Origin of the sequence: Bacillus sp. FJAT-22090, from assembly GCF_001278755.1 — a bacterium.
In the GTDB taxonomy this organism is placed as follows: domain Bacteria; phylum Bacillota; class Bacilli; order Bacillales_A; family Planococcaceae; genus Psychrobacillus.
In genome coordinates, this window is sequence record NZ_CP012601.1 from 3710594 (window position 1) to 3736918 (window position 26325).

Annotated in this window: 24 protein-coding genes; 15 read left to right on the forward strand and 9 right to left on the reverse strand. The window is 36.9% G+C overall.

What is annotated here, in order from left to right:
• The first annotated feature begins 49 nt into the window (after nucleotides 1-49).
• From AM499_RS18720 to AM499_RS18735, 4 genes are all read left to right on the forward strand, one after another.
• Complete coding sequence (locus AM499_RS18720; RefSeq protein ID WP_053591622.1) at nucleotides 50-1582, forward strand: FAD-dependent oxidoreductase; 1533 nt, start codon at nucleotides 50-52, stop codon at nucleotides 1580-1582.
• 108 nt (nucleotides 1583-1690) lie between these two features.
• Nucleotides 1691-3433 carry an ABC transporter ATP-binding protein gene (locus tag AM499_RS18725; RefSeq protein ID WP_053591623.1) on the forward strand — a complete coding sequence of 581 codons (1743 nt, stop codon included), beginning with the start codon at nucleotides 1691-1693 and terminating at the stop codon, nucleotides 3431-3433.
• Nucleotides 3426-5234: an ABC transporter ATP-binding protein gene (locus AM499_RS18730; RefSeq protein WP_082355310.1), complete on the forward strand. Its 1809-nt coding sequence runs from the start codon at nucleotides 3426-3428 to the stop codon at nucleotides 5232-5234. The genes AM499_RS18725 and AM499_RS18730 overlap by 8 nt, the downstream gene beginning before the upstream one ends.
• A gap of 121 nt (nucleotides 5235-5355) precedes the next feature.
• Nucleotides 5356-5685 (forward strand): DUF4288 domain-containing protein, encoded by a 330-nt coding sequence (locus AM499_RS18735; protein WP_231687491.1) that lies wholly within the window; start codon nucleotides 5356-5358, stop codon nucleotides 5683-5685.
• A 37-nt stretch (nucleotides 5686-5722) separates the two neighbouring features.
• Here the strand turns inward: AM499_RS18735 and AM499_RS18740 are convergent, their stop codons facing one another.
• The gene (locus AM499_RS18740) at nucleotides 5723-6013 is read right to left on the reverse strand and encodes a hypothetical protein (RefSeq protein WP_053591624.1); all 291 of its coding nucleotides are present in this window, start codon (nucleotides 6011-6013) and stop codon (nucleotides 5723-5725) included.
• Nucleotides 6010-7299: a helix-turn-helix transcriptional regulator gene (locus tag AM499_RS18745; RefSeq protein ID WP_053591625.1), complete on the reverse strand. Its 1290-nt coding sequence runs from the start codon at nucleotides 7297-7299 to the stop codon at nucleotides 6010-6012. The genes AM499_RS18740 and AM499_RS18745 overlap by 4 nt, the downstream gene beginning before the upstream one ends.
• Before the next feature lie 229 nt (nucleotides 7300-7528).
• On the opposite strand from AM499_RS18745, the gene AM499_RS18750 reads away from it, so the two are divergent.
• Nucleotides 7529-7729 carry a hypothetical protein gene (locus tag AM499_RS18750; protein ID WP_053591626.1) on the forward strand — a complete coding sequence of 67 codons (201 nt, stop codon included), beginning with the start codon at nucleotides 7529-7531 and terminating at the stop codon, nucleotides 7727-7729.
• A 35-nt stretch (nucleotides 7730-7764) separates the two neighbouring features.
• Here the strand turns inward: AM499_RS18750 and AM499_RS18755 are convergent, their stop codons facing one another.
• The 6 genes from AM499_RS18755 to AM499_RS18780 form a co-directional block, all read right to left on the reverse strand.
• The gene (locus tag AM499_RS18755; protein ID WP_231687492.1) at nucleotides 7765-9486 is read right to left on the reverse strand and encodes an ABC transporter ATP-binding protein; all 1722 of its coding nucleotides are present in this window, start codon (nucleotides 9484-9486) and stop codon (nucleotides 7765-7767) included.
• 59 nt (nucleotides 9487-9545) lie between these two features.
• On the reverse strand, nucleotides 9546-9842 hold the full coding sequence (locus tag AM499_RS18760) for a hypothetical protein (protein ID WP_053591628.1): 297 nt from the start codon (nucleotides 9840-9842) through the stop codon (nucleotides 9546-9548).
• A gap of 145 nt (nucleotides 9843-9987) precedes the next feature.
• Nucleotides 9988-11163, reverse strand: a complete 1176-nt coding sequence (locus tag AM499_RS18765) for a M20 metallopeptidase family protein (RefSeq protein ID WP_053591629.1) — start codon at nucleotides 11161-11163, stop codon at nucleotides 9988-9990.
• On the reverse strand, nucleotides 11163-12392 hold the full coding sequence (locus AM499_RS18770) for a Zn-dependent hydrolase (RefSeq protein ID WP_053591630.1): 1230 nt from the start codon (nucleotides 12390-12392) through the stop codon (nucleotides 11163-11165). Before AM499_RS18770 ends, AM499_RS18765 begins: the two co-directional genes overlap by 1 nt.
• A 16-nt stretch (nucleotides 12393-12408) precedes the next feature.
• A complete protein-coding gene (locus AM499_RS18775; RefSeq protein ID WP_053591631.1) occupies nucleotides 12409-13596 on the reverse strand; it encodes a hypothetical protein in 1188 nt (395 codons plus the stop codon).
• Between the two features lie 193 nt (nucleotides 13597-13789).
• On the reverse strand, nucleotides 13790-14317 hold the full coding sequence (locus AM499_RS18780) for a YceI family protein (protein WP_053591632.1): 528 nt from the start codon (nucleotides 14315-14317) through the stop codon (nucleotides 13790-13792).
• 254 nt (nucleotides 14318-14571) lie between these two features.
• Between AM499_RS18780 and AM499_RS18785 the strand changes: the two genes are divergently transcribed.
• The 6 genes from AM499_RS18785 to AM499_RS18810 all read left to right on the forward strand — a co-directional run bounded on the left by AM499_RS18785 (nucleotide 14572) and on the right by AM499_RS18810 (nucleotide 22256).
• On the forward strand, nucleotides 14572-14877 hold the full coding sequence (locus AM499_RS18785; RefSeq protein ID WP_053592289.1) for a winged helix-turn-helix transcriptional regulator: 306 nt from the start codon (nucleotides 14572-14574) through the stop codon (nucleotides 14875-14877).
• Between the two features lie 78 nt (nucleotides 14878-14955).
• A complete protein-coding gene (murB, locus tag AM499_RS18790) occupies nucleotides 14956-15876 on the forward strand; it encodes a UDP-N-acetylmuramate dehydrogenase (protein ID WP_053592290.1) in 921 nt (306 codons plus the stop codon).
• Between the two features lie 108 nt (nucleotides 15877-15984).
• A complete protein-coding gene (locus AM499_RS18795; RefSeq protein WP_053591633.1) occupies nucleotides 15985-18342 on the forward strand; it encodes a penicillin acylase family protein in 2358 nt (785 codons plus the stop codon).
• 331 nt (nucleotides 18343-18673) lie between these two features.
• Nucleotides 18674-19048: an ArsR/SmtB family transcription factor gene (locus tag AM499_RS18800; RefSeq protein ID WP_053591634.1), complete on the forward strand. Its 375-nt coding sequence runs from the start codon at nucleotides 18674-18676 to the stop codon at nucleotides 19046-19048.
• On the forward strand, nucleotides 19032-21131 hold the full coding sequence (locus AM499_RS18805) for a heavy metal translocating P-type ATPase (protein ID WP_053591635.1): 2100 nt from the start codon (nucleotides 19032-19034) through the stop codon (nucleotides 21129-21131). Before AM499_RS18800 ends, AM499_RS18805 begins: the two co-directional genes overlap by 17 nt.
• 15 nt (nucleotides 21132-21146) lie before the next feature.
• Nucleotides 21147-22256, forward strand: coding sequence for a GNAT family N-acetyltransferase (locus AM499_RS18810; protein WP_053591636.1), 1110 nt, complete (start codon nucleotides 21147-21149; stop codon nucleotides 22254-22256).
• A 28-nt stretch (nucleotides 22257-22284) separates the two neighbouring features.
• On the opposite strand, the gene AM499_RS21750 is transcribed toward AM499_RS18810, so the two are convergent.
• Nucleotides 22285-22440, reverse strand: coding sequence for a lmo0937 family membrane protein (locus AM499_RS21750; RefSeq protein ID WP_156316832.1), 156 nt, complete (start codon nucleotides 22438-22440; stop codon nucleotides 22285-22287).
• A 99-nt stretch (nucleotides 22441-22539) separates the two neighbouring features.
• On the opposite strand from AM499_RS21750, the gene AM499_RS18815 reads away from it, so the two are divergent.
• The 4 genes from AM499_RS18815 (at nucleotide 22540) to AM499_RS18830 (ending at nucleotide 25457) form a co-directional block, all read left to right on the forward strand.
• Nucleotides 22540-22809 carry a late competence development ComFB family protein gene (locus AM499_RS18815; protein ID WP_231687493.1) on the forward strand — a complete coding sequence of 90 codons (270 nt, stop codon included), beginning with the start codon at nucleotides 22540-22542 and terminating at the stop codon, nucleotides 22807-22809.
• 142 nt (nucleotides 22810-22951) lie between these two features.
• On the forward strand, nucleotides 22952-23371 hold the full coding sequence (mntR, locus tag AM499_RS18820; protein ID WP_053591638.1) for a transcriptional regulator MntR: 420 nt from the start codon (nucleotides 22952-22954) through the stop codon (nucleotides 23369-23371).
• A gap of 167 nt (nucleotides 23372-23538) precedes the next feature.
• On the forward strand, nucleotides 23539-24399 hold the full coding sequence (locus tag AM499_RS18825) for a CvfB family protein (protein WP_156316833.1): 861 nt from the start codon (nucleotides 23539-23541) through the stop codon (nucleotides 24397-24399).
• Between the two features lie 146 nt (nucleotides 24400-24545).
• Nucleotides 24546-25457, forward strand: a complete 912-nt coding sequence (locus tag AM499_RS18830; protein ID WP_053591640.1) for a DUF1002 domain-containing protein — start codon at nucleotides 24546-24548, stop codon at nucleotides 25455-25457.
• Nucleotides 25458-26325: the final 868 nt, after the last annotated feature.

Consider the following 26325-nt stretch of genomic DNA (forward strand, 5'->3'; position numbering starts at 1 on the left):
AATAAAGTTTCGTTTATAGATAGACACTAGAAGAAAAGGAGGAAATCCAATGAACGATCAAATACTACCAACTGAATCACAATCTTATTGGCGTGCCACAGAAGACTTTCCAATGTTTCCTGAAATAAGAGAAAATGTAGAAACCGATATTTTAATTGTGGGAGCAGGTCTTACAGGGATTACTGCTGCGTATTTACTTAGCAAGAGCGGAAAAAGTGTAATGGTTTTGGAAGGAAGCAGAATATTAAAAGGTACAACTGGTTTCACTACTGCAAAGGTGACAGCTCAGCATGGGCCTATTTACCAAAAGCTAACTTCCATATTCGGTGAAGAAAAAGCGAGACTATATTATGATGCCAATACAGAGGCTAAAAACTTTATAGAGGAAACAGCCAAAGAATTGGGAATTAAATGTGATTTTGAAAAGGTAGATGCTTATATATATGCTGATACTAAAGAAGGAGTACAAACAGTAAGGAAAGAAATGGACGCCTATAATAAGCTAGGTATTGAGGGGGCAACTCTTACAACAAATACCGGTCTTCCTTATGATGTAATGGAGTCATTGAAGTTAGAAAATCAAGGACAATTCCATCCGTTAAAGTATGCCACTGGATTAATGAATAAAGCAATTGAGAATGGTGTGCAGTTTTTTGAAAAATCGCGAGCAAAAACTATATCAAAAAATATAGTAGAGATGATGAATGGTCATAAAATACGTGCAAAGAAAATATTAGTTTGTAGCCACTTCCCATTTAATGATGGAAATGGTCTATATTTTTCAAGAATGTCCCCAGAAAGATCTTATGCGTTGGCTGCGCCAGCTGAATCTAATTATCCAAAAGGCATTTATATTAATGTAGAAAAGCCAACAAGATCCGTACGTACAGCGCTAGGTAAAGATGGAAAAAGATATTTAATACTAGGTGGAGAAGGTCATGTAACCGGTAGATATGAAGGTGATATGATGGATAATTATGATGCACTAGCTGCATTTGGTAGAGAGAAATTTAATATAAAGCAGTTTACGAATCGCTGGTCTGCTCAGGATTTAGTGACCCTAGATCAAGTGCCGTATGTAGGAATCATGACGTCAGGTCTTCCTGATGTATTGGTTGCAACTGGTTACGCAAAATGGGGTATGACGAATAGTACGGTAGCTGCCCAAATAATGGCGGACAATGTCATGGAAAAAGAAAATCGATACGCGGAACTTTACAATCCAATCCGTTCCAAAATGAAAAAAGAAGATATAGCTAGTTTTGCCAAGTATAATGCAGCCGTTGCAAAAGAATTAGTAAAAGGAAAGACTGAAAAAATAGATGTCTTGTTTAAAGATTTACAACTTGGTACTGGAGACATCGTAAAACTAGACGGTAAAAAGGTTGGAGCATTTAAGGATGTCACTGGTGAGATATATTTAGTTAAACCAGTATGCACACATATGGGTTGTGATGTCGTATTCAATAATGCAGAGACTTCATGGGACTGTCCATGTCACGGGTCACGATACACATTTAAGGGTGACGTGATTGAAGGTCCCGCATTCGAGCCGTTAGAGAAAATAGAAAATATTGAATAACCGAGCTTAGAGAAAAATCTCTAGGCTTTTTTAATTCTATTAAAACAAACGATTGTTCTCCTGCGATATCTTTATTAAAATTGGGATATAGTTAAGGAGAGAAAATGAATGAAATCCCTAAAGAAATTACTTCCATATGTGAAGCCATATACACTGTTTGCGATTCTTGGACCACTTTTAATGTGTATTGAAGTAGCTATGGATTTATTACAACCTACCATTATGCAACATATTATTGACGTTGGAATTGCAAATAATGATAACGCATATGTCATGAAACTTGGATTCTTTATGCTGTTTACAGCATTTATAGGATTAATGGGTGGAGTGGGTAGTACGGTTTACAGTGCTAAAGCATCTGTAAATTTTGCTACCGATATTCGCCGAGATGTATTCAAAAAAACGGAGCAGTTTTCAAGTGAAAATATGGATTCATTTGGTGCCGGTAAATTAATAACTATTGTTACGAATGATGTGGCAGCAGTTCAACAAGCATTAATGATGACGTTAAGAATCTTTGTTCGTGGACCTTTACTGTTCATCGGAGCAGTCGTTATTGTATGGTTTACTGCTCGGGAACTGTTTCCAGTGCTGTTAGTTGCGATACCAATATTAATGGTTTTAATTTATTGGTTTTCCTCAAAATCTGGTCAATTATTTGCAAAAGTACAGAGAGCAATGGACACCGTAAATACGAAGTTACAAGAAAATTTCGCCGGTATTAGGGTAATTAAAGCATTTGGCCGATCAGATTTTGAAACAAACACGTTTAAACAGGTAAATGATACATTAACTAAGCGAAACATGGCTGCTGAGCAAGTAATTTTAACACTCATGCCTATTATGCTTTTTGTAGTAAATATCGGTGTCGTTTTCGGTATGTGGATGGGTGCCATTAAAGTAAATGAAGGTACGCTCCAAGTCGGTGTCATTCTAGCTTTTATTAACTACTTGAATATTATAATGAACGGACTAATGACGAGTAGTCATGTTTTGATGCAAATTACGAAATCTTTTACTTCATCAAATAGAATTCAACAAGTACTTGATACAGAAATAGATATTAGGGAGCCTGTAAATCCTGCTTCGCTATTAGAAATGGAAGGAAAAGTGGAGTTCCGACATGTTAATTTTAGTTATAGTAAAAACGGAGAGTATGTATTAAAAAACATTTCCTTTCAAGCGAAGGCAGGGGAGACAATTGGTATTATTGGCTCTACTGGCAGCGGAAAAACAACACTTGTCAAACTGATACCACGGTTGTATGATCCAGATTCTGGGGAGATTTTGATTGATGGAATAAATATCAGAGAATATCCTCTTAGAAAACTGAGAGAATCTATAGGTTTTGTGCAGCAAAAGGCAACATTATTTTCTGGAACAATTGAGGAAAATCTTCGCTTTGGTAAAGAGGAAGCAAATCTAGAAGAGATGAAGGAAGCAGCACGGTCTGCAGCTGCTACTGAGTTTATTGAAAAACTCGATGGTCAGTTTACTTATGAGCTCATGCAAGGAGCGACTAATTTATCAGGAGGACAAAAGCAACGTCTTTCAATGACACGTGCTTTCATTCGGAAGCCTAAAATATTGATATTAGATGATTCTACATCCGCAATAGATGCTTTATCGGAAGCGTCTGTTCAACACGCATTAAACCAAAATCTTTCCAATACGACTGTGTTCATCATTTCTTCGAAAGTATCTTCCATTATCAACGCAAATCAAATTCTGGTGATTGATGAAGGAGCGATTGTAGCGAGTGGGACACATGAAGAATTGTTAGCAAGTAGCGACGTCTATAGAGGAATTTATGAAACACAAAATGGGAAGGAGGTTCTTTCCTATGAATAAAACTTCTTTAAACGACGCGATTGGCCGAGCACGTGGTCCAAGAGGGTTTAGAGGGCCAGTAGAAAAAGCAAAGGATAAAAAGGGAACCATTAAGCGTATATGGAACTATATGGAGAAGCAAAAGATTGCGATGATTGCTTCTATTATATTTGTTATTATCTCAACTATCTTGAATTTACTCGTTCCATATTTTATTGGAGTCATCATAGATGACTATATCATTCCTAAGGATATGGAAGGGACTCTTCGTGTTTTATTATTATTAGCATTGATTTATATTGCTGCATCTATCTTCACTTGGCTACAAACATTCTTAATGGTTCGATTGTCTCTTAAGACAATTCGAATTTTACGTCAACATTTATTTGAGAAATTTCAAACACTGTCTTTACGTTTTTTTGATAAACGGACACATGGTGACTTAATGAGCCGAGTGACAAATGATATTGAAAGCTTAAACAATGCACTGAGCCAAAGCGTTATACAAATATTTTCATCGATATTAATGGTGTCGGGTGTTGCCATTGCCATGTTTATGCTCAATTGGATGCTTGCCTTAGTGTCTCTAACAATTATTCCTTTAATCATTATTACGACGAAAAAAATAATTACGTATAGTGGTAGTAATTTCATTAGAAGACAACGAGACTTGGGTGAATTAAACGGGTTTGTTGAAGAAGCTATTTCGGGAAATGAAGTAATTACCATCTTTGGACAAGAGGAGAAAACATTCACAAAGTTTGCACTGGTAAATGAAAGATTACGTCAGTCTGCAACAGCAGCGGATACTGTATCTGGCTTTCTCGGCCCAATTAATAACTTTATAAACAACTTAGGGCTAGCGTTAATCATTGGAATCGGAGCATTGATGACAGTCCAAGAGATGGCAACTGTTGGGATAATTGCTGCTTTCGTTACATATTCTCGTCAATTTTTTCGACCTATCAATCAATTATCAAGTCTATTAAACACTTTCCAGTCTGCAATAGCAGGAGCAGAAAGAGTTTTTGAAATTATGGATGAGGCACCTGATCTAACGGACAAAAATGATGCTATTGAAGTAAATTCCTTTAGAGGCGAGGTCGAGTTTTCGAATGTGAACTTTTCCTATGAGGACGGAAAGCCAATTTTAAAGGAAATTAGTTTTCGGGCGAGGGCAGGAGAGAAAATTGCTTTGGTAGGTCCAACGGGTTCAGGGAAAACAACTGTTATCAACCTGTTAATGCGATTTTATGATATAAATTCAGGTGAAATTAAAATTGATGGTCGTAAAATTCAAGATTATAAAATTAGTTCACTTCGTGAAAAAATTGGCATCGTATTACAGGACACTTTTCTATTTTCTGGCACAATCATGGAAAATATTCGGTATGGTCGATTAGAAGCAACTGATGAAGAAGTCGTAAATGCGGCTAAGTTGGCCTCTGCACATGGATTTATCAAACATTTACCTGACCAATATAAAACGGAAATCACTTCGGGTGGTTCAAGCTTAAGCCAGGGGCAACGTCAATTGTTATCTATCGCTCGTGCAATTCTAGCAGATTCGGATATTCTAATTCTAGATGAAGCAACTTCTAGCATTGATACACGTACAGAAATTGCGATTCAGCAAGGACTAAGTCGTTTATCGGAAGGGAGAACTAGCTTTGTTATCGCACACCGATTAAAAACCATTGAAAATGCTGACCAAATTCTCGTTATCCATGAAGGGGAGCTCATAGAATATGGCACCCATGAAGCGTTACTTCAAAAGAAAGGCTTTTATAACGAACTCTATGAAAGTCAGTTGAATAGGTAAAATTGTGCATGAAAGTAGTAACGTAAACCGGTACTTAAACACCATTTTTGAAGGTGACTTTCCCACATGAAAGTTGTGGCATTCTGGCTCAAATTAAAGAATAATAGAATTAAAAGAAGAGGTGATTCTATTGTCAAACATTTACTCTGTAAAACTTTTATTTGAACATATCTCCTCACCAGAATCGATGCCCAATAAAACATTTGAAGAAACGATCAATATTGTCCGAGCGGATAAATTAGAGGACGTAGATGGATTAGTGAAGCAACACTTTAAAGACGTGACATATGCCAATGCATTTGGGGAAACCACCACTATAAAGTTATTAATGATTCTTGATGTATTTGAACTTGTAGATAATATAGAAGAATGTTTAGAGTTTGGAGAAGTATATAGTCATCATATAATTCTGGATGAAGAAGTTTGTCTAGAACGTAACTATGGAAATTAGAAAGGGTCCAAGAGTTGATTTCTTGGGCCCTTTTTTATTAGATGTAAAAATTAATAGAAGTGATTTCTGGCTTATCTTGTATTGCAAATTTATTAATAGAAGTGATTTCTGGCTTGTCTTGTATTGCAAATTTATTAATAGAAGTGATATCAGGTTTGTCTTGTATCGCAAATTTATTAGTAGAAGTGATATCAGGTTTGTCTTGTATTGCAAGTTTATTAATAGAAGTAATATCAGGTTTATCTTGTATTGAAAGTTCTGGCCAACCTACATTAAATGTAATTAATAAACCTATTAAACAAAGTGTACCGATAATAAATTTTTTCAAGTTAGTTCCTCCCAATTAGTTACATGTGATAGTTTTAAATTATAGTTAAAACCTAACTGATAATAAATTGTTGATTGTTTGTATTGTTTTTTATCAGCTAATCTTTTTGCCAGCACTTGGCAATAAATAAAACAATATTTGTAGTCTTGTATATCCTCAAAATAGGCTAGGGCTTCTTTAAAGATTGGAATAATATTATCTTTCTCTAATAAAAGTGCTCTGTATATACTTAAATGACTTTTATAGAAAGATTTATATTCCTCAGTCAACTGATCTAGTAACTCTAATCCCTTTTCTAACCAAACTATTGCATTTTGAACATCATTTATTTTGTGATATTCCTTTAATATTGAAACAATGGTCACTAATTTATCATTTGGATTGGTTTTTATATTTAAACTATTTTGAAAATGATGAAGTGCTTGTTTTTGATTTCCAAGAATAGAATAACTTGCTCCTAAGTTATGTTCAATCTTTCCGTTGTATTTAGAAGAATCGATTTTTAAGCTGATTTCTTTCGCTTTTTCAAATGTAGCAATCGATTCTTTTAATACCCCAGTATCAATCTGAGCAATACCTAAAATAATTAAACATTCGATAGAACGTTCTATTAATAATTCTTGATTAAAATAGGAAAGAGCAGATTTTACATAATCGATAGCCATTATATAACGTGATTCTGACAGAAGTGACAAGCTCGATATGTAATAAAGTTCGGCCATTTCCCAGTCTTCCATACGATAGTTTTTTATTAGTGTAAAAATTTGAGAGAAAAACTCGGAAGCTTGACTGAACTGATTATTTTGATAAGCTACTATTCCTTGAATCGTATATAGATAAAATAACTGTTCGGAATCCATTTCCTTTTTAAACTCAGCTAATATAGCTAGATTGTTTCTAATGTTAATCGTTTGATCTGGTAGCATAAGCATTAATCTAGTTTCTATTAATAGAAGTGTCAATCTATTGGGTTCGAAAGGATGACTCTCAATATAGTTATGGATATCTAGTTGTAGAACTTCTGCTTTTTGTTTATTTCTAGAGTTGATGACTGTTTTAAATTTAGTTTTAAATTGAATTGATTTCTCTTGGTCAATTTCACTCTTTAAAGAGTCGAAGGGAATGTTCAAGCGCATAAGAATATGCTTTTGAATATCTTCACTCGGTATTACTAACCCATTTTCTATTCGACTTAAGTATGAAGGAACACAAATACCAGAAGCTAAGTATTCTTGCTTCATATTCTGTCTTTGGCGTTCTAATTTAATCAATTGTCCTATTTCCATACACAAGCACCTCCTCAATAGGACCTAGTAAGAAAAAAGAAAACCAATACAATATAAATAATAACATAATATTATTTGGAAATCAGAAGAATTAGAGAACAGGAAAGTGCGAATAAAAAACACCCAAATAACGCCCTATTTTCATATCAACTTTCCCAAATAGTTGTTGTGGAATTATTTGGGTTTTTAGTTAATACTAAAATTATAAATGTAAATGGGTGGTGAATTTTTGAGAAAAAATTTAAGTATCTCGATTCGCAAACTTCTTTTTTTCTTGCTTCTTTTTTCCATCATGTGTTGGTTTCTATTAACAACTCTACCATATAACGTAGACGAACATAATCTAAATCACGATGCAACTGCTAAAAAGATGGAAGAATTTAAAACAGCGTTAGAGGTTTTCTACTCCAAAGCAAAGGAACTATGGTGAAAAAAATCCAATATAGAATTCATTGTATTTTCATTTTACGATAAACCTTGTCCATGAGTGAATTCCCTGTATAGATCATGTTTAGTGATTAGCTCTTCATGAGTACCTGATCCAGTAATTTTTCCTTGCTCTAGGAAGAATATTTGGTCTGCATGCATGATGGTTGCTAATCTGTGCGCAATAATTAGAGTAGTTCTACCTTCCATGAGACGTTCTAAAGCTTCTTGTACAAAGGTTTCGGAGCCGCTATCTAGGTTAGAGGTTGCCTCGTCTAGTAATAGAATTTTAGGGTCATGCAGAAGTGCTCGAGCAATCGCAATTCGTTGGCGTTGCCCACCTGAAAGTTTCATGCCTCGTTCTCCTACAAGTGTCTCGTATTTGTCCGGGAGCTCCTCGATAAAGAGGGAGGCATTTGCTGCTTCCGATGCATCCATTATTTTATCCATTGAAGGAACTTTAGTCATTCCGTACGTTATGTTTGAGAGTATAGTACCGCTCATCAACGGGCTTTCCTGTGATACATAACCAATTTTAGAGCGCCAAGCATTCAAAGATAAATCGGTAATAGGTGTCTGGTTGAACAAAATTGTCCCTGAACCAGGCTCGTAAAATCTTTCTATCAATGAAAATATAGTAGTTTTCCCGCCGCCACTTGGACCGACAAAAGCAGTTACAGTTCCGGGCCGTGCTTCAAATGAAATACCATTAATCACTTTTTTATCTAATCCATATGAAAAGTGTACGTCCTCAAATGCCACTACACCATCCTGTAACGGTTGTTTTGCCTCTTGTTCTACTGCTTCACTTTTCATTAGGAATATCTCTTGAATTCGATCGGTAGCACCGACAGCTTTTTGGAAAGAAGTGAAAAATGTTGCCATTTGAGCAAAAGGAACAATTATTTGTACTAAATAAAAGATGATGGCTACTAAATCCCCGGCAGACAAACTTCCTTTAGACACTTGCACTCCACCATAGCCTAGAATAACGACTAATATTCCCATCATGATGAGTGTCATAAATGGAGCGATGAATGCTTGTATTTTTGCTTCCTTTAAACCAAATTGATATAAATTTTGAATGGCATTATTTCCATTCGTAGTTTCTGTTTTCTCGGCACGATAGGATTTTACTAGCCGAATTTCAGAGAGAACTCGACCGAGAAGGCCAGAAAAGGATGCCATCTCTTTTTGAGTAGCTTTGGAAACCTTATGCATCATAGAGCCAAGTGGCATCATAATGACAAGGCTAAGTGGAACACTAATAAGCATAATCAACGTCATTTTCCAATCAATAAAAAACAAAATAATGATAGAGCCAATGATTGTAATTATCCCCGTTATAAAATTAACCAAATGATCGGTAATAAGTGACTTTAAAGTAGACGTATCTTGCGTAATACGACTCATCGTTTCGCCACTCTCATTTTGATCATAGTAGGGGACAGGTAGATGAAGTACTTTGCTCCATAACTTTTTACGAAGATCCGCAACGATAAATTCTCCTATATAGGACAACATATAAAACGAGAAACCAACCGAAATAGCCTGTAGTAAAAAGACAACAAGTAATCCGACAATCATTTTCCAATTGAAGGAGGTAGTAGTTAGTGTATCAACTAGATCCTTTGTCACAAGAGGTACAATTAACCCGATGATGGTGCTTACGAGGGATAAGACTATGGCTACAATTGTTATTTTGACTGGCCATTTAAGGCTTTTAAGAAGTTGAAAAAATTCCTTTGTAGATGTTTGCATTGTATGCTCCATTTCATAAAACAATTAAAAAAACGTGCGAAATAATCTCGACACGATTTTTATGAAGATATAACTTTTGACTCGGTTTGAGCACGCTTTTGTAACTCTATGATTAAAGGATCCGCCGAAGTTTCGAGTAGACTTGCTTGTTTTTGCTGTAAATCTATTCGCATTCTTTCCGTTTCAAGTAAAAAATTATCATATTTGAGCTTCTCTAACTCTATTTCGTCTTTTACAATTTGTGCACGTATGTTTTGTGATTTGCGTAAATGAGTTGACCATATTGCGGAAAGTGGTATCGAGAAAATCATCACCACTGCTATAAGTCCAATTCCAAGTCCAATAATATCTTCCATTATTATCACTCCATTTCCATTTTCTTTAGTATATACGAAAATCTCAAAAGATAGTTTCAAAATTTAAAAAACTACTCTAAAATATTTCAGAGTAGTGGAAAATGAACGAAATTTAGTTGAGTTAGTATGTGGGCTTTATATTTTCTTACTTTTTTAAATAAGCCCAAGCATACTGAGCGTATAGTTCTGCACCGGTGACGAGTGCATCTTCATCGATATCAAAGTTCCCATGGTGATGAGCCCATTCTGTATCTTTTTCTGGATTACCACTTCCTACAAGTGCAAAGCTACCAGGAGCCTTTGTAAGGAATGCAGAAAAATCCTCGCCGCCCATTGTAGGTTTTTCATTATAAATAACTTTTGAACCGAAAGCTTCAGTAGCTACCTGTTGAACAAGTTCCGCGCTTTCTTTGTCGTTGTCTACGGCATCTGTACCTCGGATATACTCTACTTCAGCAGAAGCACCGTATATAGAAGCTACACTCTCAGCGTATTGTGTAATGCTTTTTTCGATATGATTACGAGTATCTGGATGAAACGTACGTACAGTTCCTTCAATTTCAGCATTTTCAGCAATTACGTTAAATCTTGTTCCTACTACCATTTTTCCTACCGTGAGAACCGCTGGACTTTGTGGATCAATTGTTCGAGAAACAACGGTTTGCACATTCATGACAAACGATGAGGCAACAAGTGCCGCGTCAATACAAGCTTCTGGTATAGCACCATGCCCACCGCGTCCTTTAAACTTCACTTTAAAAATATCAGCAGCAGCAAAGGAAGGCCCTGGTGTACAAGAAACTTTGTTTGTTGGCATTTGAGACCAAATATGAATACCAAAAACATTGTCTACTCCATCCATTGCGCCTTGGTCAACCATTGCTTTAGCCCCGGCAGCTGCTTCTTCAGCTGGTTGGAATAGGAAGCGTACATTTCCAGGAAGTTCATCTTTCACTTGAGATAAAGCCTTTGCAGCGATTAGTAGCATAGAGGTGTGCGCATCATGTCCACATGCATGCATTTTTCCTTCGACTTTAGAAGCATAAGGTACATGGGTATTAAGCTGTTGAACCGGGAGTGCATCCATATCACCGCGAAGAGCAACGGTTTTTCCGCCTGGAGTTCCTTGAATTTCGGCAATAACTCCTGTAGGCTCAGTTTTTCGATATGAAATTCCGAGTTTATCTAAGTACTCACACACGAAAGCTGTCGTTTTAAATTCTTCAAAAGATAACTCTGGCTCACTATGTAATTTACGGCGTAGAGCAGTTAATTCATCTTTAGAATTAGTAATAGAGTCTTTCAATTTTAAATTAATCATTATTTATTTCCCTCCGTTAATTGTAAAGCTGTTTGGAACAAAATATTAGCTCCTGCAGCCAGGTGGCTTGAATCAGACCATTCCTCTGGGCAATGACTTAGACCATCTTTACTTGGAACAAACACCATTCCACAAGCAGTGAAATCAGATAAAACCATCGCATCGTGACCAGCACCGCTATTAATTGTGCAATAAGGAATGTCTAATTTGTCGCTCACTTCTTTAAAAGTGGATTGAATTGTTTCATTCATTTCTTTCGGTGCAATATAAAGCAATTGTTCAGTGGAAGTAAGGATACCCATACCATTTTTGGAGGCAATTAATTGCTCTACTTTTTGCATCGCGCTATGAACATGTTCTTCTTTAGCTGAACGTATATCTACCGAAAAAATTACTTTGTTTGGGATGACATTTGATCCATTAGGAAATACATGTAACTGCCCGGTTGTAATAACCGTACCGTTTCCTTCCTCGAAGGCAAGCTGAGGGAAAGCTGCAATGATTTCTGCGGCAGTGACAAGTGCATCTGATCGTCGTTCCATCGGTGTTGTACCAGCATGTCCTGCTTGCCCTTGGATGGTAACTTCTAATTGAGTTAAACCAACGATTGCTTCCACAATACCAATTGGAATATTATTTTCTTCTAAAATTGGACCTTGTTCGATATGAAGCTCTAAGAATGCTTTAATCGTTTTTGGATCACGAATTTTATCGTTCGAAGGATCTAACCCAATGCTCATCATCGCATCTTCTGCAAGTATCCCATCTTTATCAGCAAGACTTTTAAGCTCCTCGTTAGTCAATAAACCCATCATTCCTCTCGAACCCATTAACCCTCCACCAAAACGGGAGCCTTCTTCTTCGACAAGAGCAATAATTTCGAGAGGATAGGCTGGCTTACAACCGGTTTCTTGAAAGAGTGCGGCTACCTCTAAGCCGACCACCACTCCTGCAGCACCATCATAAGCTCCTCCATTTGGGACAGAGTCAAAATGGGAACCGACAATAATAGATGGAGCATCTGGCTGAGTTCCTTCGAGCTTTCCAAAAATGTTACCAAATCCGTCTTCAGAAACAATAAGCCCATATTCAGTCATTTTCTCTATGATGTATTTTCTAGCGTCTTGATCTTCTTTAGAATAGGTAAGCCTTGTGACTCCTGCGCCTGGAGTAGCCGTAAATTGACTTAGTAGCTTAATATGTTCTTCTATTCTAGCTTGATTTGCCATATTATCTCTCCTAATCTTATAAGAATCCTACGAAAATACCTGCGAGAATAACAGAAACGATCGTAACACTGATGAATCCTCCGACTAGCATAGGTGGCAGCATATGTGCAGTTAAAGCTTCTCGTTCTTTTTCATCCTGGGTTAAAGAATTAATTACTTCGTTTGTAATGATGTAATCAGCAGGAAATCCGTAAAGTGCAGTTAACGAAATGGCAAAAGCCATATTTTTGCTCACTTTTAGAACTTTTCCCATAAGTAAAGAGAAAATATACATACCTATTACTCCAAGGATAATTGTTCCAATAAGTGGATAAAGAATTTGCATAATCATCGAAGGTGTTGCTGTCTTTAAAGCATCAAAAACGAAAAGCATCAGAACCATGATACATAAGCCGAAACCATTTGCTTTTTGTAATACTTGGCGTTCTAAGAAACCAATACTCGATGCGATAATACCGAATAATAAGCAAAGAACATACGGACTAATGGATACAATAGGTTCTAAAACAGTTGAAACAAGATAGGCAAGAAAACCTACCAAAGCTAAACGGAAAAACTTAAAGTAATCTGTGTTATATTTTGCAGGCATTTTGCGGAACATTTTCAGCTCTTCTTGTGGTTCATCTGAAGAAGTGTTGGTTTGTCCTGATATTGTAAGTTCTCCTTTACGGAATTTTTCAAGAAGTGATTTCCCTTCTTTCTTAAGTGCGATAGATGTAAGTGGATAACCAGCAAAGCCTTGCATAACGTAAATAACAATTGCAAATACAGATAATGTTGTTAATCCAGCATTTGCTGCTCCCTCGGACATGATCAATGCGGAGACCAATCCTCCAACAAGAGGGGGGATTGCAACAATAACCGTTTCAAGATCAAATAATAAAGTTCCTATACTAAATAGAACAGCGATAATACCTAATATTCCAGCTAGTGAAATTAAGATCGTTTTCCACTGCTCCTTTAATTGTTGAATGGAAAGTAAAGTACCCATATTAGTAATAAGTAAATAAATCATCATTGTTGCTACTACAGGAGGGACCCCTGCAATGGAAACAATCTCTTTTGGAAAGAAAGTCCAATAACCAATAATAAATAGAACGGCGGAAACGAAAACGGAAGGAATCCATGCCTTCGTTCTATTAGAGACAAGATCTCCGATAAATAAAATTCCGACAACCAAAACTAAAGCAAGCATTTGAGGCATAATAAACTTTCCTTTCTGACAATATAGAATACTCAATACAATAGCACATAATCGCTGTAGTATAAAGTATATAATATATTCCAGAATAGTCAGTTTTTTAATTTGGAAATGTATGTGTTTTCATATTTATACCGTTTTATAAAAAACAAAAAAGCTATCCTAGTTTTTTAGGATAGCTTAAGATGTATATAGATTATTGAGCTGGGTTTAACTCTAGTTCCACAGTGATTTTGATGTCTTCACCAACAAGAACGCCACCAGTTTCAAGTGCTTGGTTCCATACTAGGTCAAAATCTTTACGGTTAATTTTTGTATCCGCAGAAAATGCTACTACTTCTTGGCCCCATGGGTTAGTTCCTTTACCGCCGTATTCTACTTCGAAAGTCACTGGTTTTGTTACACCTTTAATTGTCATATCACCAGTTACGTCATATTCACCATCATCCGTTTTTTTAATGTCTGTAGCAACGAATTTAATGCTTGGGTATTTTTCTGTATCAAAGAAGTCACCTGAACGTAAGTGGTTATCACGATCTTCGTTATTTGTGTTAATTGATTTTACATCGATATCGAAGCTGATAGTTGCACCAGTTAAATCTTCAGCAGTACCTTCTAGGTCAGCTGTGAAATTTGTGAAAGAACCTTTTACTTTGGAAACCATCATGTGTTTCACAGAAAAGTCGATACTAGAGTGTGCAGCGTCAAGATTAAATTTTGTCATTATAAATTTCCTCCTTGGAATGTTTTTTGATAAACTTATTATAAAACAAACTTGTTTTGAAATCAAGATGTTTTATTTCGAGATAAATAAAAAATTCAACATTATTCTGTTCCCATTAAAAAGTTTATTAAACTACAAGTTACTTTATGTAACTAACTTTAAAATAATACCATGGTTACGTCAAGTAATTAAATTACTTTGTTTTACAAATTACTTAGAGGAGAATATAATAGAAAATGATAGAGGTGAAACAGATGAAAGAATCATTATTATGCCCGCGATTATCGAAGGCAATGGAATTGATAGGGAAAAGATGGACAGCTTTGATTGTTTACCAACTAATAGATGGAGCGAAACGATTTAATGAAATTGAATCTTCTCTACCTATAAGTGGGCGGTTACTTTCTGAGCGTTTAAAAGAACTTGAAAAAGAAGGTATAGTAGAAAGAACTGTCTTTTCAGAAGTCCCAGTGCGGGTCGAATATAACTTAACAGACAAAGGTCTTGCCCTAAAAGATGTAGTTGGCGGAATAGAAACCTGGTCTAAAGAATGGTTATAACAATTTTGCTTGATATATTAGTTGCTAAAACGCATACTATGTAAAGGTGAATTGTATATGAAGAAAGGATTGTCTTTTTTGAGTAAACAAAAATGGTTTCAAGATTTAACTACACAACTAGATGCAAGAAATGTAAAAATAGATGAAGCACTAAATTTGCATACAATGACACGGATGGGTGGGGTTGCGGACTTATTCGTCACTCCCGAAACGGAAGACCAAGCAGCATTTGTTGTTCAATATGCGTTCAAAAATGATATCCCTTTATTACTTCTTGGAAACGGATCAAACATGGTCGTCCGGGATGGTGGAGTTAGAGGGATTGTTCTTCGCTTAGAAAAACTAAATAAGATTACGATTAATGGAAATAGAGTAATTGCAGAAAGTGGAGCGGACATTATTGACGTTTCAAGAGCTGTGGCCAAAGAATCACTAACAGGATTAGAGTTTGCCTGTGGAATTCCTGGATCGATTGGCGGTGCAATGGCAATGAATGCTGGTGCTTACGGTGGAGAAGTTCAGGATGTAATTGTTCAATCTACAGTCCTCACACCTACCGGAGAAAAACTTGTTCTTTCTAAAGAAGCATTAGAGCTTGGCTACCGTAAAAGTATCATCACAAAAAAAGGATACTATGTTTTATCGGCTGAATTTGAACTAAAACCCGGTAATCCAGAAGAAATTGATGCTAAAATAGCTGACCTAACATATCAAAGGGAATCCAAACAACCGCTTGAGTATCCTTCTGCAGGAAGTGTATTCAAACGTCCACCTGGTTATTTCGCAGGAAAGCTTATCCAAGATAGCGGATTACAAGGAAAAGGCTTCGGCGGGGCAGAAGTTTCAACAAAGCATGCTGGTTTTATAGTCAATAAGAACAATGCAACCGCTACTGACTATATAAGTACAATTGAAATGGTTAAGAAAGCGGTAAAAGAGAACTTTGGAGTCGAGTTAGAATTAGAAGTAAAAATTGTTGGTGAAAACAAACAAGCATAATATAAATATTGACCTATGAATATATTTATTCATGGGTCTTTTTTTATGCTATAAAGATAATTTAATACGGATGTCGAAGAATGTAATGTAATAAAAGGGGGTACGAATGTGAAGGAAAGGTGGAAAATAATTGCTTGGTTATTGGGGAGTATCCTTGCGATAATTGCAATTGCGGTAATTGGAGTGAATATGTATATATCCAATTCCAAGCCTATAATTAAGGGAGATCTTTCCGTAGATGTATTAGAGGCAGATGTCAAAGTTGTGCGAGATGCTGACGGTGTACCTCATATTCTAGCAAAATCGGATGCAGATTTATATCGCGCTCAAGGATTCGTACAAGCACAAGATCGACTGTTCCAAATGGATTTAGCGAGAAGGCAAGCAAGCGGGCAATTATCAGAAGTTGTAGGTGAAGCAGCTTTAGATACAGATAAGTTTTTCTTAACATTTAGCTTGCGAAATGCTGCAGAAAAATCATATGAAGGTTATAGTCCAGAAGCAAAAGATGTGTTGAAATGGTATGCGGAAGGGGTTAATGAGTTTATCGCCTTCGCGAAAGAAGAAAAGAAATTGAGTTATGAGTTTAAGCTCCTTGGATATGAACCGGAAGAGTGGACGCCTATTGATTCCTTGGCAATAGGAAAATTTATGGCATATGATCTAGGAGGAAATTGGTCGACCTTGGCAATTAGGCATTGGGCTCTAAATGAATATGAGGAAGAAAAGGCGAAAGAATTATTTATTACTTATCCAGAGGATGCACAATCGATCATAGAGGCAAACAAAAATAAACCAGTAAATGTAAGCGGTTACTTTAATGCTTCTTTACTACCGAATGAATTTAACGGGAGCAACAATTGGGTCGTTAGTGGGAATAAAACGGAAAGTGGCATGCCACTACTTGCGGATGATCCACATTTAGGATTAAGTACGCCTTCTATTTGGTATCAAATGCATTTAGAGTCTCCAGAACAAAACGTAAGCGGGGTTATATTTGCTGGAATCCCTGGAATTATTCTAGGGCACAATGAAGACGTTGCATGGGGTGTCACGAATGTGGGACCTGATGTCCAGGATTTATATATTGAAACACCAAACCCGGATGACCGAACACAGTTTTTTTATGAAGGTAAGTGGGAGCAGGCAGAGATACGTAAAAATGAAATTAAAGTAAAGGGACGAGAAGCCATTCCTTTCGAGGTTGTGGTAACTCGTCATGGGCCAATTATTTCAGATGTTTTATTCAAAGAAGAGAATGCATCCGCTTTGTTTTCCATGCAATGGACTGCGCTAGAGCCAACGCTTGAATTACAAGCAATTCTTAAAATGAATAAATCGACTAATTGGGATGAGTTTGAGACTGCTCTAGAGGATTTCCATGCACCTGCACAAAACTTTGTGTTTGCTGCTAAAGATGGAACAATTGCATATAAAGCAAATGGTAGGCTACCAATACGTAAATCGGGAGACGGACAATTACCTGTGCCGGGAGACTCTGCTGACTATGGGTGGGAAGGGTATGTGCCATACAATGAACTACCTAATATTGTGAATCCTTTAGAAGGGTTTATTGCGACAGCGAACAATCAAGTAGTAGATGATTCTTATAAATATCATATTACAGACTTTTGGGCACAATCCTACCGATTTGATCGTATTGCAGAAGTGTTGAAAAGTAATTCCAATTTAACAAAGGAAGATATGATGAATTTACAAATGGATCAAACGAATTTATATGCTCGGGAATTTTTATCTTCTATGATTAATTCAGTGGAAAAGCTAGACAATGGTGGGGAATATAAAGAGATTATTAGTTTACTAACTGAGTGGAACCAGGTGGATGACAAGGAGTTAGCGGCTCCTCTTGTTTTTCATAAGTGGATGAAGCAGCTTCCAAAGACTTTGATGGAAGATGAAATGCCAGAGGATGTATACAATATGTTATCAGGAAAAGGAAATATCTCGGATCAGTTTTTAAGGAAAGGATATCGTAATGAATCTAGTGCATGGTTAGATGAGTATGGTGGAGTGGACAATTGGGTTTATGATTCTTTTGTAGATGCGATTGCGGATGTTAAAGAAGAGTTTGGTTCAAATGAAGAAAAATGGAAGTGGGGGGATTATCATCAGTTAACATTTGACCATCCCTTGGCAGGTGCCTCGCCGATTTTAGAGTATTTATTAAATCCAAAATCTGTGCCAGTTGGCGGCTCAAATATTACAGTGCAGGCAGCTGGTTTCGGTGATGATGGAAGAGTCGACCACGGAGCATCCTGGCGATTTGTTGCGGATTTGGCAGATTTAAGCGAGTCATATCATATCGTTGGACCTGGTCAAAGTGGGCATATGAAATCAGATTGGTACCATGATCAAGTGATGGATTGGGCAGAAGGAAAATATCATACAACAGTTATTGATGGGGACATAGAGAAAGGCTATGAATTGAATTTGAAAGCGAAATAAGTTTGGATAGAGAGACCACTCAGTATCTGAGTGGTTTTTTTAGGTTGAAACTGCTATGCGGTCAGAAAAATACCTATCCGGACAGAAACTACAACTATCCGGTCAGATATAATTTTATACGGAAAGAAACCACACTTATCCAGTCGGAAATAATTTTATACGGACAGAAAATCGATTAAATGGTCACATCGGATGGTTTGCTCCAATAATCGGATGGCTCACTCATAGAATGAGAAACATTCAAATAAATGTTTGAATGAAGTTGCATATTAAATAGTGTGAACATATAATGAAAGTAACAATCAAATGAACATTTGAATGAGGTGAGGAAATGCAGACCAAAGATATGTGTGAAGTGACAATTGTACATGAAGAAGTAGTGCAGGCTGTCAAAAAGAAGCTGCCAGAAGTTACAAAGGTTGCGCAAATTTTTAAAGCGTTGGCAGATGAAACAAGACTTAAAATTGCATATGCACTAACAATAGAAGAAGAATTATGTGTTTGCGATGTAAGTGAGATTATTGGATCATCTACAGCAACTGCATCACATCATTTACGATTTTTAAGAGATTTATCCCTTGCAAAATCACGTCGTAAAGGTAAATTAGTTTATTATTCATTAGCAGACCATCATGTGAACGAGCTAGTTAAAATCGCGTATGAACACGCGGTAGAAGAGGGTGAGAAAGATGGAGAAAACAGCTAAAAAAGAATATCGCTTAGAAAATCTTTCATGTGCCAGCTGTGCCATGAAATTCGAAAATAATATAAAAAGTCTTCCAGATGTCGAGGACGCTCTTGTTAATTTCGGAGCATCTAAAGTTTCTGTAATAGGAGATGTGACGATAGAAGATATTGAGAAAGCAGGGGCATTTGACGGCATTAAAGTAGCACAAGAAAAGCATCGTAAAGTAGAAGGAAAGGTACCGTTTTTTAAACGAAAGCAAAATATCGTGACAGTCATTTCCTTTATATTTTTAGTCATCGGGATTATTGCGTCCATTGTCAATGGTGAGTCCCATCCATCTGCAGTCGGCTTATTTGTTGTTTCCATTGCTGTTGGTGGATACGAAATGTTCAAACATGGGTTTAAGAATTTATCAAAATTTTATTTTGATATGAATACGCTAATGACGATCGCCATTATAGGGGCAGCGATTATCGGTGAATGGAGAGAGGGTGCAGTTGTCGTCTTTTTATTCGCAGTGAGTGAAGCATTAGAAGCTTACTCGATGAATAAAGCACGACAATCAATTAGCCAGCTAATGGATATTGCTCCTCCAACTGCAACGATTCGCCGTGATAATCAGCTTGTAGAAGTCGATACAGAATTTATTCAAATTAATGACATTCTCATTGTGAAACCAGGACAAAAAATTGCAATGGATGGAATTGTTTTAAAAGGTACATCAGCTGTCAATCAAGCGTCTATTACAGGTGAGTCAGTACCTGCAGTAAAAACTATAGGGGACGAAGTGTTTGCTGGTACATTAAATGAAGAGGGCTCTTTGGAAGTTCAAGTAACTAAGAGAGTAGAAGATACTACGATTGCTAAGATTATTCATTTAGTAGAAGAAGCACAGGCTGAAAAGGCTCCTTCACAAAAGTTTGTCGATAAATTTGCGAAGTATTATACACCTGCTATTATTATGATCGCCTTTTTAGTAGCAATCGTTCCTCCATTATTCGGAGCAGATTGGCAGACATGGATTTACCAAGGACTTGCAGTTCTAGTAGTAGGATGTCCATGTGCATTAGTCGTATCTACACCCGTTGCAATCGTAACAGCAATAGGAAATGCCGCAAAACAGGGTGTACTTATTAAAGGTGGAATACATTTAGAAGAAATAGGTCGTTTGAAAGCCATTGCGTTTGATAAAACAGGAACATTAACAAAAGGTTATCCTGAAGTGACTTATGTGGAAGCAGAATCCGATAATGACTTCATTCAAAAAGTAATGTCGATTGAAACGTATTCACAACACCCACTTGCACAAGCAATTGTAAAGTATGCTTCTAAGGAACATATACAAGCGGTAGAGCTCGAGGAATTTCAGTCTGTTACTGGAAAAGGTGCAGAAGGAGTAATAGAAGGAAAGAAATGGGCGGTAGGAAGCGTTACTTGGATAGGTGCGATTAACACTGTTCCAACGGAAGTTATAGCTCGTGTGGAAAAGTTACAAACAGAAGGAAACACAGTGATGCTGGCTTCAGAGGATGGAATATACAAAGGATTTATTGCTGTAGCAGATCCAATTCGTTCAACTAGCATGACAGTATTAGCCAATTTAAAATCTGCAGGTATCAAACATACTGTAATGCTTACCGGAGATGATGAGCGAACTGCTAACGCTATTGCTGTTAAACTTGGACTTACCGATGTAGAAGCCGGGCTTATGCCTGAACAAAAACTATTAGCTATAAAATCACTGAAAAAAAAGTATGGGTCAGTAGCAATGGTTGGTGATGGTGTAAACGATGCTCCAGCACTTGCAGCATCAACGGTTGGAATTGCCATGGGTGGAGCCGGAACAGATGCAGCTCTTGAAACAGCGGATGTTGCTTTGATGGCCGATGATTTAGAAAAACTCCCATATACGATTCGATTAAGTCGAAAAGCATTGCATATTATTAAAGAAAATATTATGTTTGCATTAGGATTAAAAATCATTGCACTTTTACTCATTATTCCTGGATGGTTAACGTTATGGATTGCCATCTTTGCTGATATGGGTGCGACATTACTAGTGGTACTAAATTCTTTACGACTACTAAAAGTGCATAAGTAGCACGGGAGGGGTAGCATGAAGCTTACAGAATGGACAATGGAAGAACAAGAAGAGCTAATTCATTTTATGACGACTAACACTTGGCCATATCATGGTAACTCTCATCCGGCGAGAGAATTAATAGAAAAGACGATTGAAGAAGGTGGATATCAATCGGACCAAGTGAAGACATTTTGGGTTGAAAATGAAAAAAAAGAACAAGTAGGAATTGTTAAAATCTATGACTTACAAGATGAGATTCCTTTATTTGATTTACGAATTGCAGATGAAGCACGTGGAAGAGGATATGGTCCTCTTGCGTTGAAAATGGTTACTGAGTATGTTTTCCAACTACCTGAAGTGAAAATACGATTGGAGGGACATACTCGACAGGATAATTTTGCTATGCGTAAAACGTTTGAAAGAGCTGGCTTTGTGAAAGAAGCGCAGCTCAGACAGGCTTGGTTCTCTCCCAAGGAAAACTCTTACTATGATGCAGTGACATATGGAATGACGAGAGATGACTTTTTAAAGGGAACTGCAACTCCGGTTAACTGGGATGATGATTTCAATAAAAAAGCAAAGAATGAAGAGCGACACTCTATTTCAGAGGAATTTTACACAGAACGGCTTATAATTAGAGCACCTCGTTTGGAGGATGCAGAAGTTGTGTGGAGGTCAGTAATTAACTCTCATGATGCATTAAAAGAGTGGATGCCATGGGCACAAAATAAACAAACATTGGAACAGACGACGACTAACTTACGTCAAGCGGTTGCTGATTTTATAACAAGAAAAGACTTACGACTCCATTTGTTCTTGAAAGATACTGGTGAATTTGTAGGTGCATCCGGATTACATCGGATAGATTGGAATGTACGAAAGTTTGAAATTGGCTATTGGATTGATAGTAAGTTTGAAGGAAAAGGTTTAATGACGGAAGCTTGTGAACGAATAACACAGTTTGCTTTTGAGGAATTACAGGCAAACCGAGTGGAAATTCGTTGTGATAGTGAAAATGTTCGAAGTCGCTCCGTTGCAGAAAGAGTCGGATATACATTAGAAGGATTACTCCACAATGACTCCTTATCAGCAGACGGGAAAAGACTGAGAAACACATGTATTTATGGGAAAACAATCCAATAAAAAAGGATGCTCATAGAGCATCCTTTTTCTATACGGTCCGTCTTCCTGTTACAAGTTGAATTACAAAAATAATACCTGCTATAATTAGTAGTGTGTGGATTAGCCCTCCACCAATTTTTAATACTAAACCGATTAACCAAAGTACGATTAAAATAACGATAATAGACCATAAAATTTTACCCATATATATTCTCCTTTCCGCTTTAGCATTTGGTTATTAAAGTTTTACCCTTTCGTATATAGTGTTAAACATCATGATAATTTTTAAGGAGAAGAGATAAATTTGCTCACAAACGTAACGGAAGAAATTGTGAAGAGCCTAGTGACGATGCTTATGAGAGGTCCGGAATACCAAACCTTTTGTAAATGTGAACAATGTGAAATGGATATTATAGCTTTAAGCTTAAATACTTTACCAGCCCATTACGTCACAACTGACAAAGGAAGAACGGCTGTATTTGAACGTTTAAATTCAAAAGAGAACTTAGAATGGATTAATAAGAGAATTATCCACTCAATTCATGTAATTGGAAAGTATCCTCATCGTAGTTAAACCTTAAACTTTTCTCTCAGAACCTTATCAAACGATAAGGTTCTTTCACTTAGAAAAGCTCTACTTGGATAATATAGCTATATTTGTGAAGAAGAGAGCGTTGTAGTAAAATAAACGAAGTAGTTATGAAAGGAAGATACGTATGCCAACACCTAGCATGGAAGACCATATCGAACAAATATATTTGTTAATCGAGCAGAAAGGATATGCTCGTGTGTCTGACATTGCAGAAGCTTTATCTGTCTTGCCTTCGTCTGTAACGAAAATGGTACAGAAGTTGGATAAAGACGGTTTTTTAATTTATGAGAAATACCGTGGTCTAACACTTACTCCTAAAGGATTAAAACTTGGGAAAAAATTAGTGAAAAGACATGATTTATTAGAAGACTTCCTAAGACTAATTGGAGTAAAAGAAGAGAATATATACAATGATGTAGAAGGAATAGAGCACCATTTAAGCTGGAATTCCATTGATCGTATAGCAGATTTAGTTTTGTTTCTAGAAGAGAATCCAGATCTTCAATCAAAACTCCTTGAATTACAAGAAGAAGAGAGCGATTAGTTTATATACATAGTCTTTGTTACAGATTAGTTGGAGAGTTTATAATGCAAACGAAAAGGTAATAAGTAAAGTAAGGATTTCTGGATATATAAGTGGATAATGTACGATACAAATTAGAAGTAAGGTCAAGACCATTATCATAATTGGTCAGAAGGAGAGCGGTGAATTTGGCAGAGCTAGAATCAGGAGAAATTGTAAAATTAAAAGTTGAAGAAAAAGAAGGATCAAAATGGATTCTCACACATAAAGGAGAAGAAATCTCTTTAAATGCTTCTGAAGCACCAGAAGATTTACAAGTGGATGACAAGATTGAAGTATTTTTATTTGTAGATCGTAGAGGGAATTTATCAGCAACCACACAACTTCCACATATTACAAAGGGGACGTATGGATGGGCGAGGGTGATAAAAGTTACGGATAAAGAAGGGGCATTTGTCGATATTGGCACTTCTAAGGAGGTACAAGTAAAGGCAGAGGACTTACCGAAAGTGAAAGAACTGTGGCCAGTTATTGGCGATCACTTATATATGACACTTCGCACAGACAAAGAAGGAGAATTGTTTGGTCGTCTTGCAACAGAAGATCGCGTGGAGGAACTATATATAGATGCTCCAACTACTTTACTAAACAAAAATGTACAAGCTAGAGCGTATAGACTTCTTCCGATTGGATCTTTCTTACTTAGTGTTCCAGAAAATTACCGTATTTTCGTGCACCAATCAGAACGTGTGGAAGAACCTAGATTAGGCCAGGATTTAACGGTTCGTATCATAGATACAAAGGAAGATGGATCATTGAACGGTTCCTTATTACCTCGTAAACATGAACGTTTGGGAGACGATGCGGAATCTATTTTTAGATATTTAAATGACGTAGGTGGTAGAATGCCATTTACGGATAAGTCAACGCCTGAGGAGATCCAAGAAATGTTTACGATGAGTAAAGCGGCTTTTAAACGAGCACTTGGTAAACTCATGAAAGAGGGTAAAATTGTTCAAAATGATGGCTGGACAGAAGTAAAAATGTAAAAGAAAAGTTTCCAATAGCTAAACTTGGAAAGGTCTAAATAGTTAGAAATAATTGGAGAAGGAGTAAAAAGAATCGATCAGTCGGAACTTTTTGCTCCTTTTTTCGTACTAATGGAAGAATGGATTGGAAGAAAGGGGATATTTGAGTGAAGAAATTATTACAACCATTTATCGCTGTCATTTTATTGTTTGGAGTTTTAGTTACTCCTTCTATCACGTTTGCAGACTCTACGGGTACTACGGAACCAGTTAACGAAAAATTCGGTGCACCAATAGTCGTTTATGGTGGGAACCTGACAGATGAACAAAAAAATAGTGTGAAAAATAGTTTAAAAATAACCGAGAATTCAGATGTTCAAGAAATAATCGTAACAGGGAAAGATTTAGCGACGTATTTAAAAGATGGTGATGCATCTGCACGAATGTTCTCTTCAGCCAAAATCACTAGAAAAGATGCTGGTAAAGGTTTAGTAATCAATATTGTCACACCAGATAATATTACTGAGGTAACTTCAGAAATGTATGCAAATGCAATGCTTACAGCTGGAATTCAGGACGCAGTTGTAGAAATCGCTGCTCCAAAACCAGTTACAGGTCATTCGGCGCTCGTAGGAATATATAAAGCGTACGAAGTGACAGGCGGTGAGTTAGACCCAGAACGTACAGATGTAGCAAACGATGAACTATCGGTAGCGACAAATCTTGCAAAAGAAGCAGGTATTGATGAAGCGAAAGTAAGTGAATTGTTAACAGAAATTAAAAAACAAATTGCTGAGCAAAATCCTGTTTCACGTGAAGAAGTTGAAAAGATAGTTACGGAGCAGTTAGCTAAGTTACAGATTGAACTATCTGAAAAAGATCGCCAATTACTAATAGATTTGATGGATCGAATTCGTCAACTAGACATCGATTTTAGCCAGTGGTCTGATCAATTGAATGATTTAAGTAAAACGATAGAAGATAAGATTGGTAAGATTGTAGATGATGAAGGATTTTGGCAAAGTGTCAAAGACTTCTTTAATAATTTAATTGATTCCATTCGTTCTTTATTTAATTAAACGATACACCCTAATTGTCATCGCAGGCATTTAGGGTGTTTTTTATGGGCTAGCGCTTAGAGTTTGGATAGACGGATATGCCTCTTGCCGCACGCAAAAGTCTATAGTATTTGGCTTAACTAAATAATGTCTTCCAATAAATAAGAAAATCGTTGAAACGGCTCCCTTTCCGCGGGCGCTGCCTTAGCCTCCTCGCTGCGCTGCGGGGTCTTCGTCTAACGCTATTCCCGCAGGAGTGTCGCCTTTTTCAACGATTTTCTATAAATACTAATCGAAAAAATGTAAGTGATAAAAACTTGCTCTATCAATGGTATGATGATTTTCTAATTGAAAAGCGGTTAATAGTTAATTGGAGTGGAAGGAGGCGACTCCAGCCGGAATAGCAAATGTTTCCTGCACCGAAAGCGAAGCGGCAGGTGCATGAGCAGAAGACCCTGGACTGAGCGTAGCGAAATTAATTTTTGCGACGAGCTTGCGCAGGAGCAAGGTTTTTTCTGCGACGAGCTTGCGCAGGAGCAAGGGAAGCGGCTGAAGCCATGCCGGCGGAACGCGTCCGCCTGGAACGGAAATTAAGAGTCCAAAATAAAAATTGAGTATGTGAATAACGTGTCGTTCACATAATGTTATGAAATCTGAACCCCATAAAAGATGTGGGAGCGACGAAGGAGCGACTCGTTCTGCGGTGGCTTATGTGTAGCGTGCGGCAAGCGCACATTCGAGTTCTATTCTCTAAGTGGATGAAAGTTACTAAAAAGCGCTTCTAAAATTAACGGCTATTAATAACATTCTTTTAAATAATAAATTCAAGTTTGCACATATTATATTTATTTGATATTATAAAACTAATGAAATTATCTTGAATTCGAGA

Excerpts from the sequence above, each read along its gene's own strand:
- AM499_RS18770 (WP_053591630.1), bottom strand. The coding sequence starts at position 12,392 with ATGGCAAATCAAGCTAGAATAGAAGAACATATTAAGCTACTAAGTCAA.
- AM499_RS18725 (WP_053591623.1), top strand. The coding sequence starts at position 1,691 with ATGAAATCCCTAAAGAAATTACTTCCATATGTGAAGCCATATACACTG.
- mntR (WP_053591638.1), top strand. The coding sequence starts at position 22,952 with ATGCCAACACCTAGCATGGAAGACCATATCGAACAAATATATTTGTTA.
- AM499_RS18805 (WP_053591635.1), top strand. The coding sequence starts at position 19,032 with ATGGAGAAAACAGCTAAAAAAGAATATCGCTTAGAAAATCTTTCATGT.
- AM499_RS18810 (WP_053591636.1), top strand. The coding sequence starts at position 21,147 with ATGAAGCTTACAGAATGGACAATGGAAGAACAAGAAGAGCTAATTCAT.
- AM499_RS21750 (WP_156316832.1), bottom strand. The coding sequence starts at position 22,440 with ATGGGTAAAATTTTATGGTCTATTATCGTTATTTTAATCGTACTTTGG.
- AM499_RS18755 (WP_231687492.1), bottom strand. The coding sequence starts at position 9,486 with ATGCAAACATCTACAAAGGAATTTTTTCAACTTCTTAAAAGCCTTAAA.
- AM499_RS18800 (WP_053591634.1), top strand. The coding sequence starts at position 18,674 with ATGCAGACCAAAGATATGTGTGAAGTGACAATTGTACATGAAGAAGTA.
- AM499_RS18775 (WP_053591631.1), bottom strand. The coding sequence starts at position 13,596 with ATGCCTCAAATGCTTGCTTTAGTTTTGGTTGTCGGAATTTTATTTATC.
- AM499_RS18785 (WP_053592289.1), top strand. The coding sequence starts at position 14,572 with ATGAAAGAATCATTATTATGCCCGCGATTATCGAAGGCAATGGAATTG.
- AM499_RS18730 (WP_082355310.1), top strand. The coding sequence starts at position 3,426 with ATGAATAAAACTTCTTTAAACGACGCGATTGGCCGAGCACGTGGTCCA.
- AM499_RS18720 (WP_053591622.1), top strand. The coding sequence starts at position 50 with ATGAACGATCAAATACTACCAACTGAATCACAATCTTATTGGCGTGCC.
- AM499_RS18745 (WP_053591625.1), bottom strand. The coding sequence starts at position 7,299 with ATGGAAATAGGACAATTGATTAAATTAGAACGCCAAAGACAGAATATG.
- AM499_RS18780 (WP_053591632.1), bottom strand. The coding sequence starts at position 14,317 with ATGACAAAATTTAATCTTGACGCTGCACACTCTAGTATCGACTTTTCT.
- AM499_RS18765 (WP_053591629.1), bottom strand. The coding sequence starts at position 11,163 with ATGATTAATTTAAAATTGAAAGACTCTATTACTAATTCTAAAGATGAA.
- AM499_RS18760 (WP_053591628.1), bottom strand. The coding sequence starts at position 9,842 with ATGGAAGATATTATTGGACTTGGAATTGGACTTATAGCAGTGGTGATG.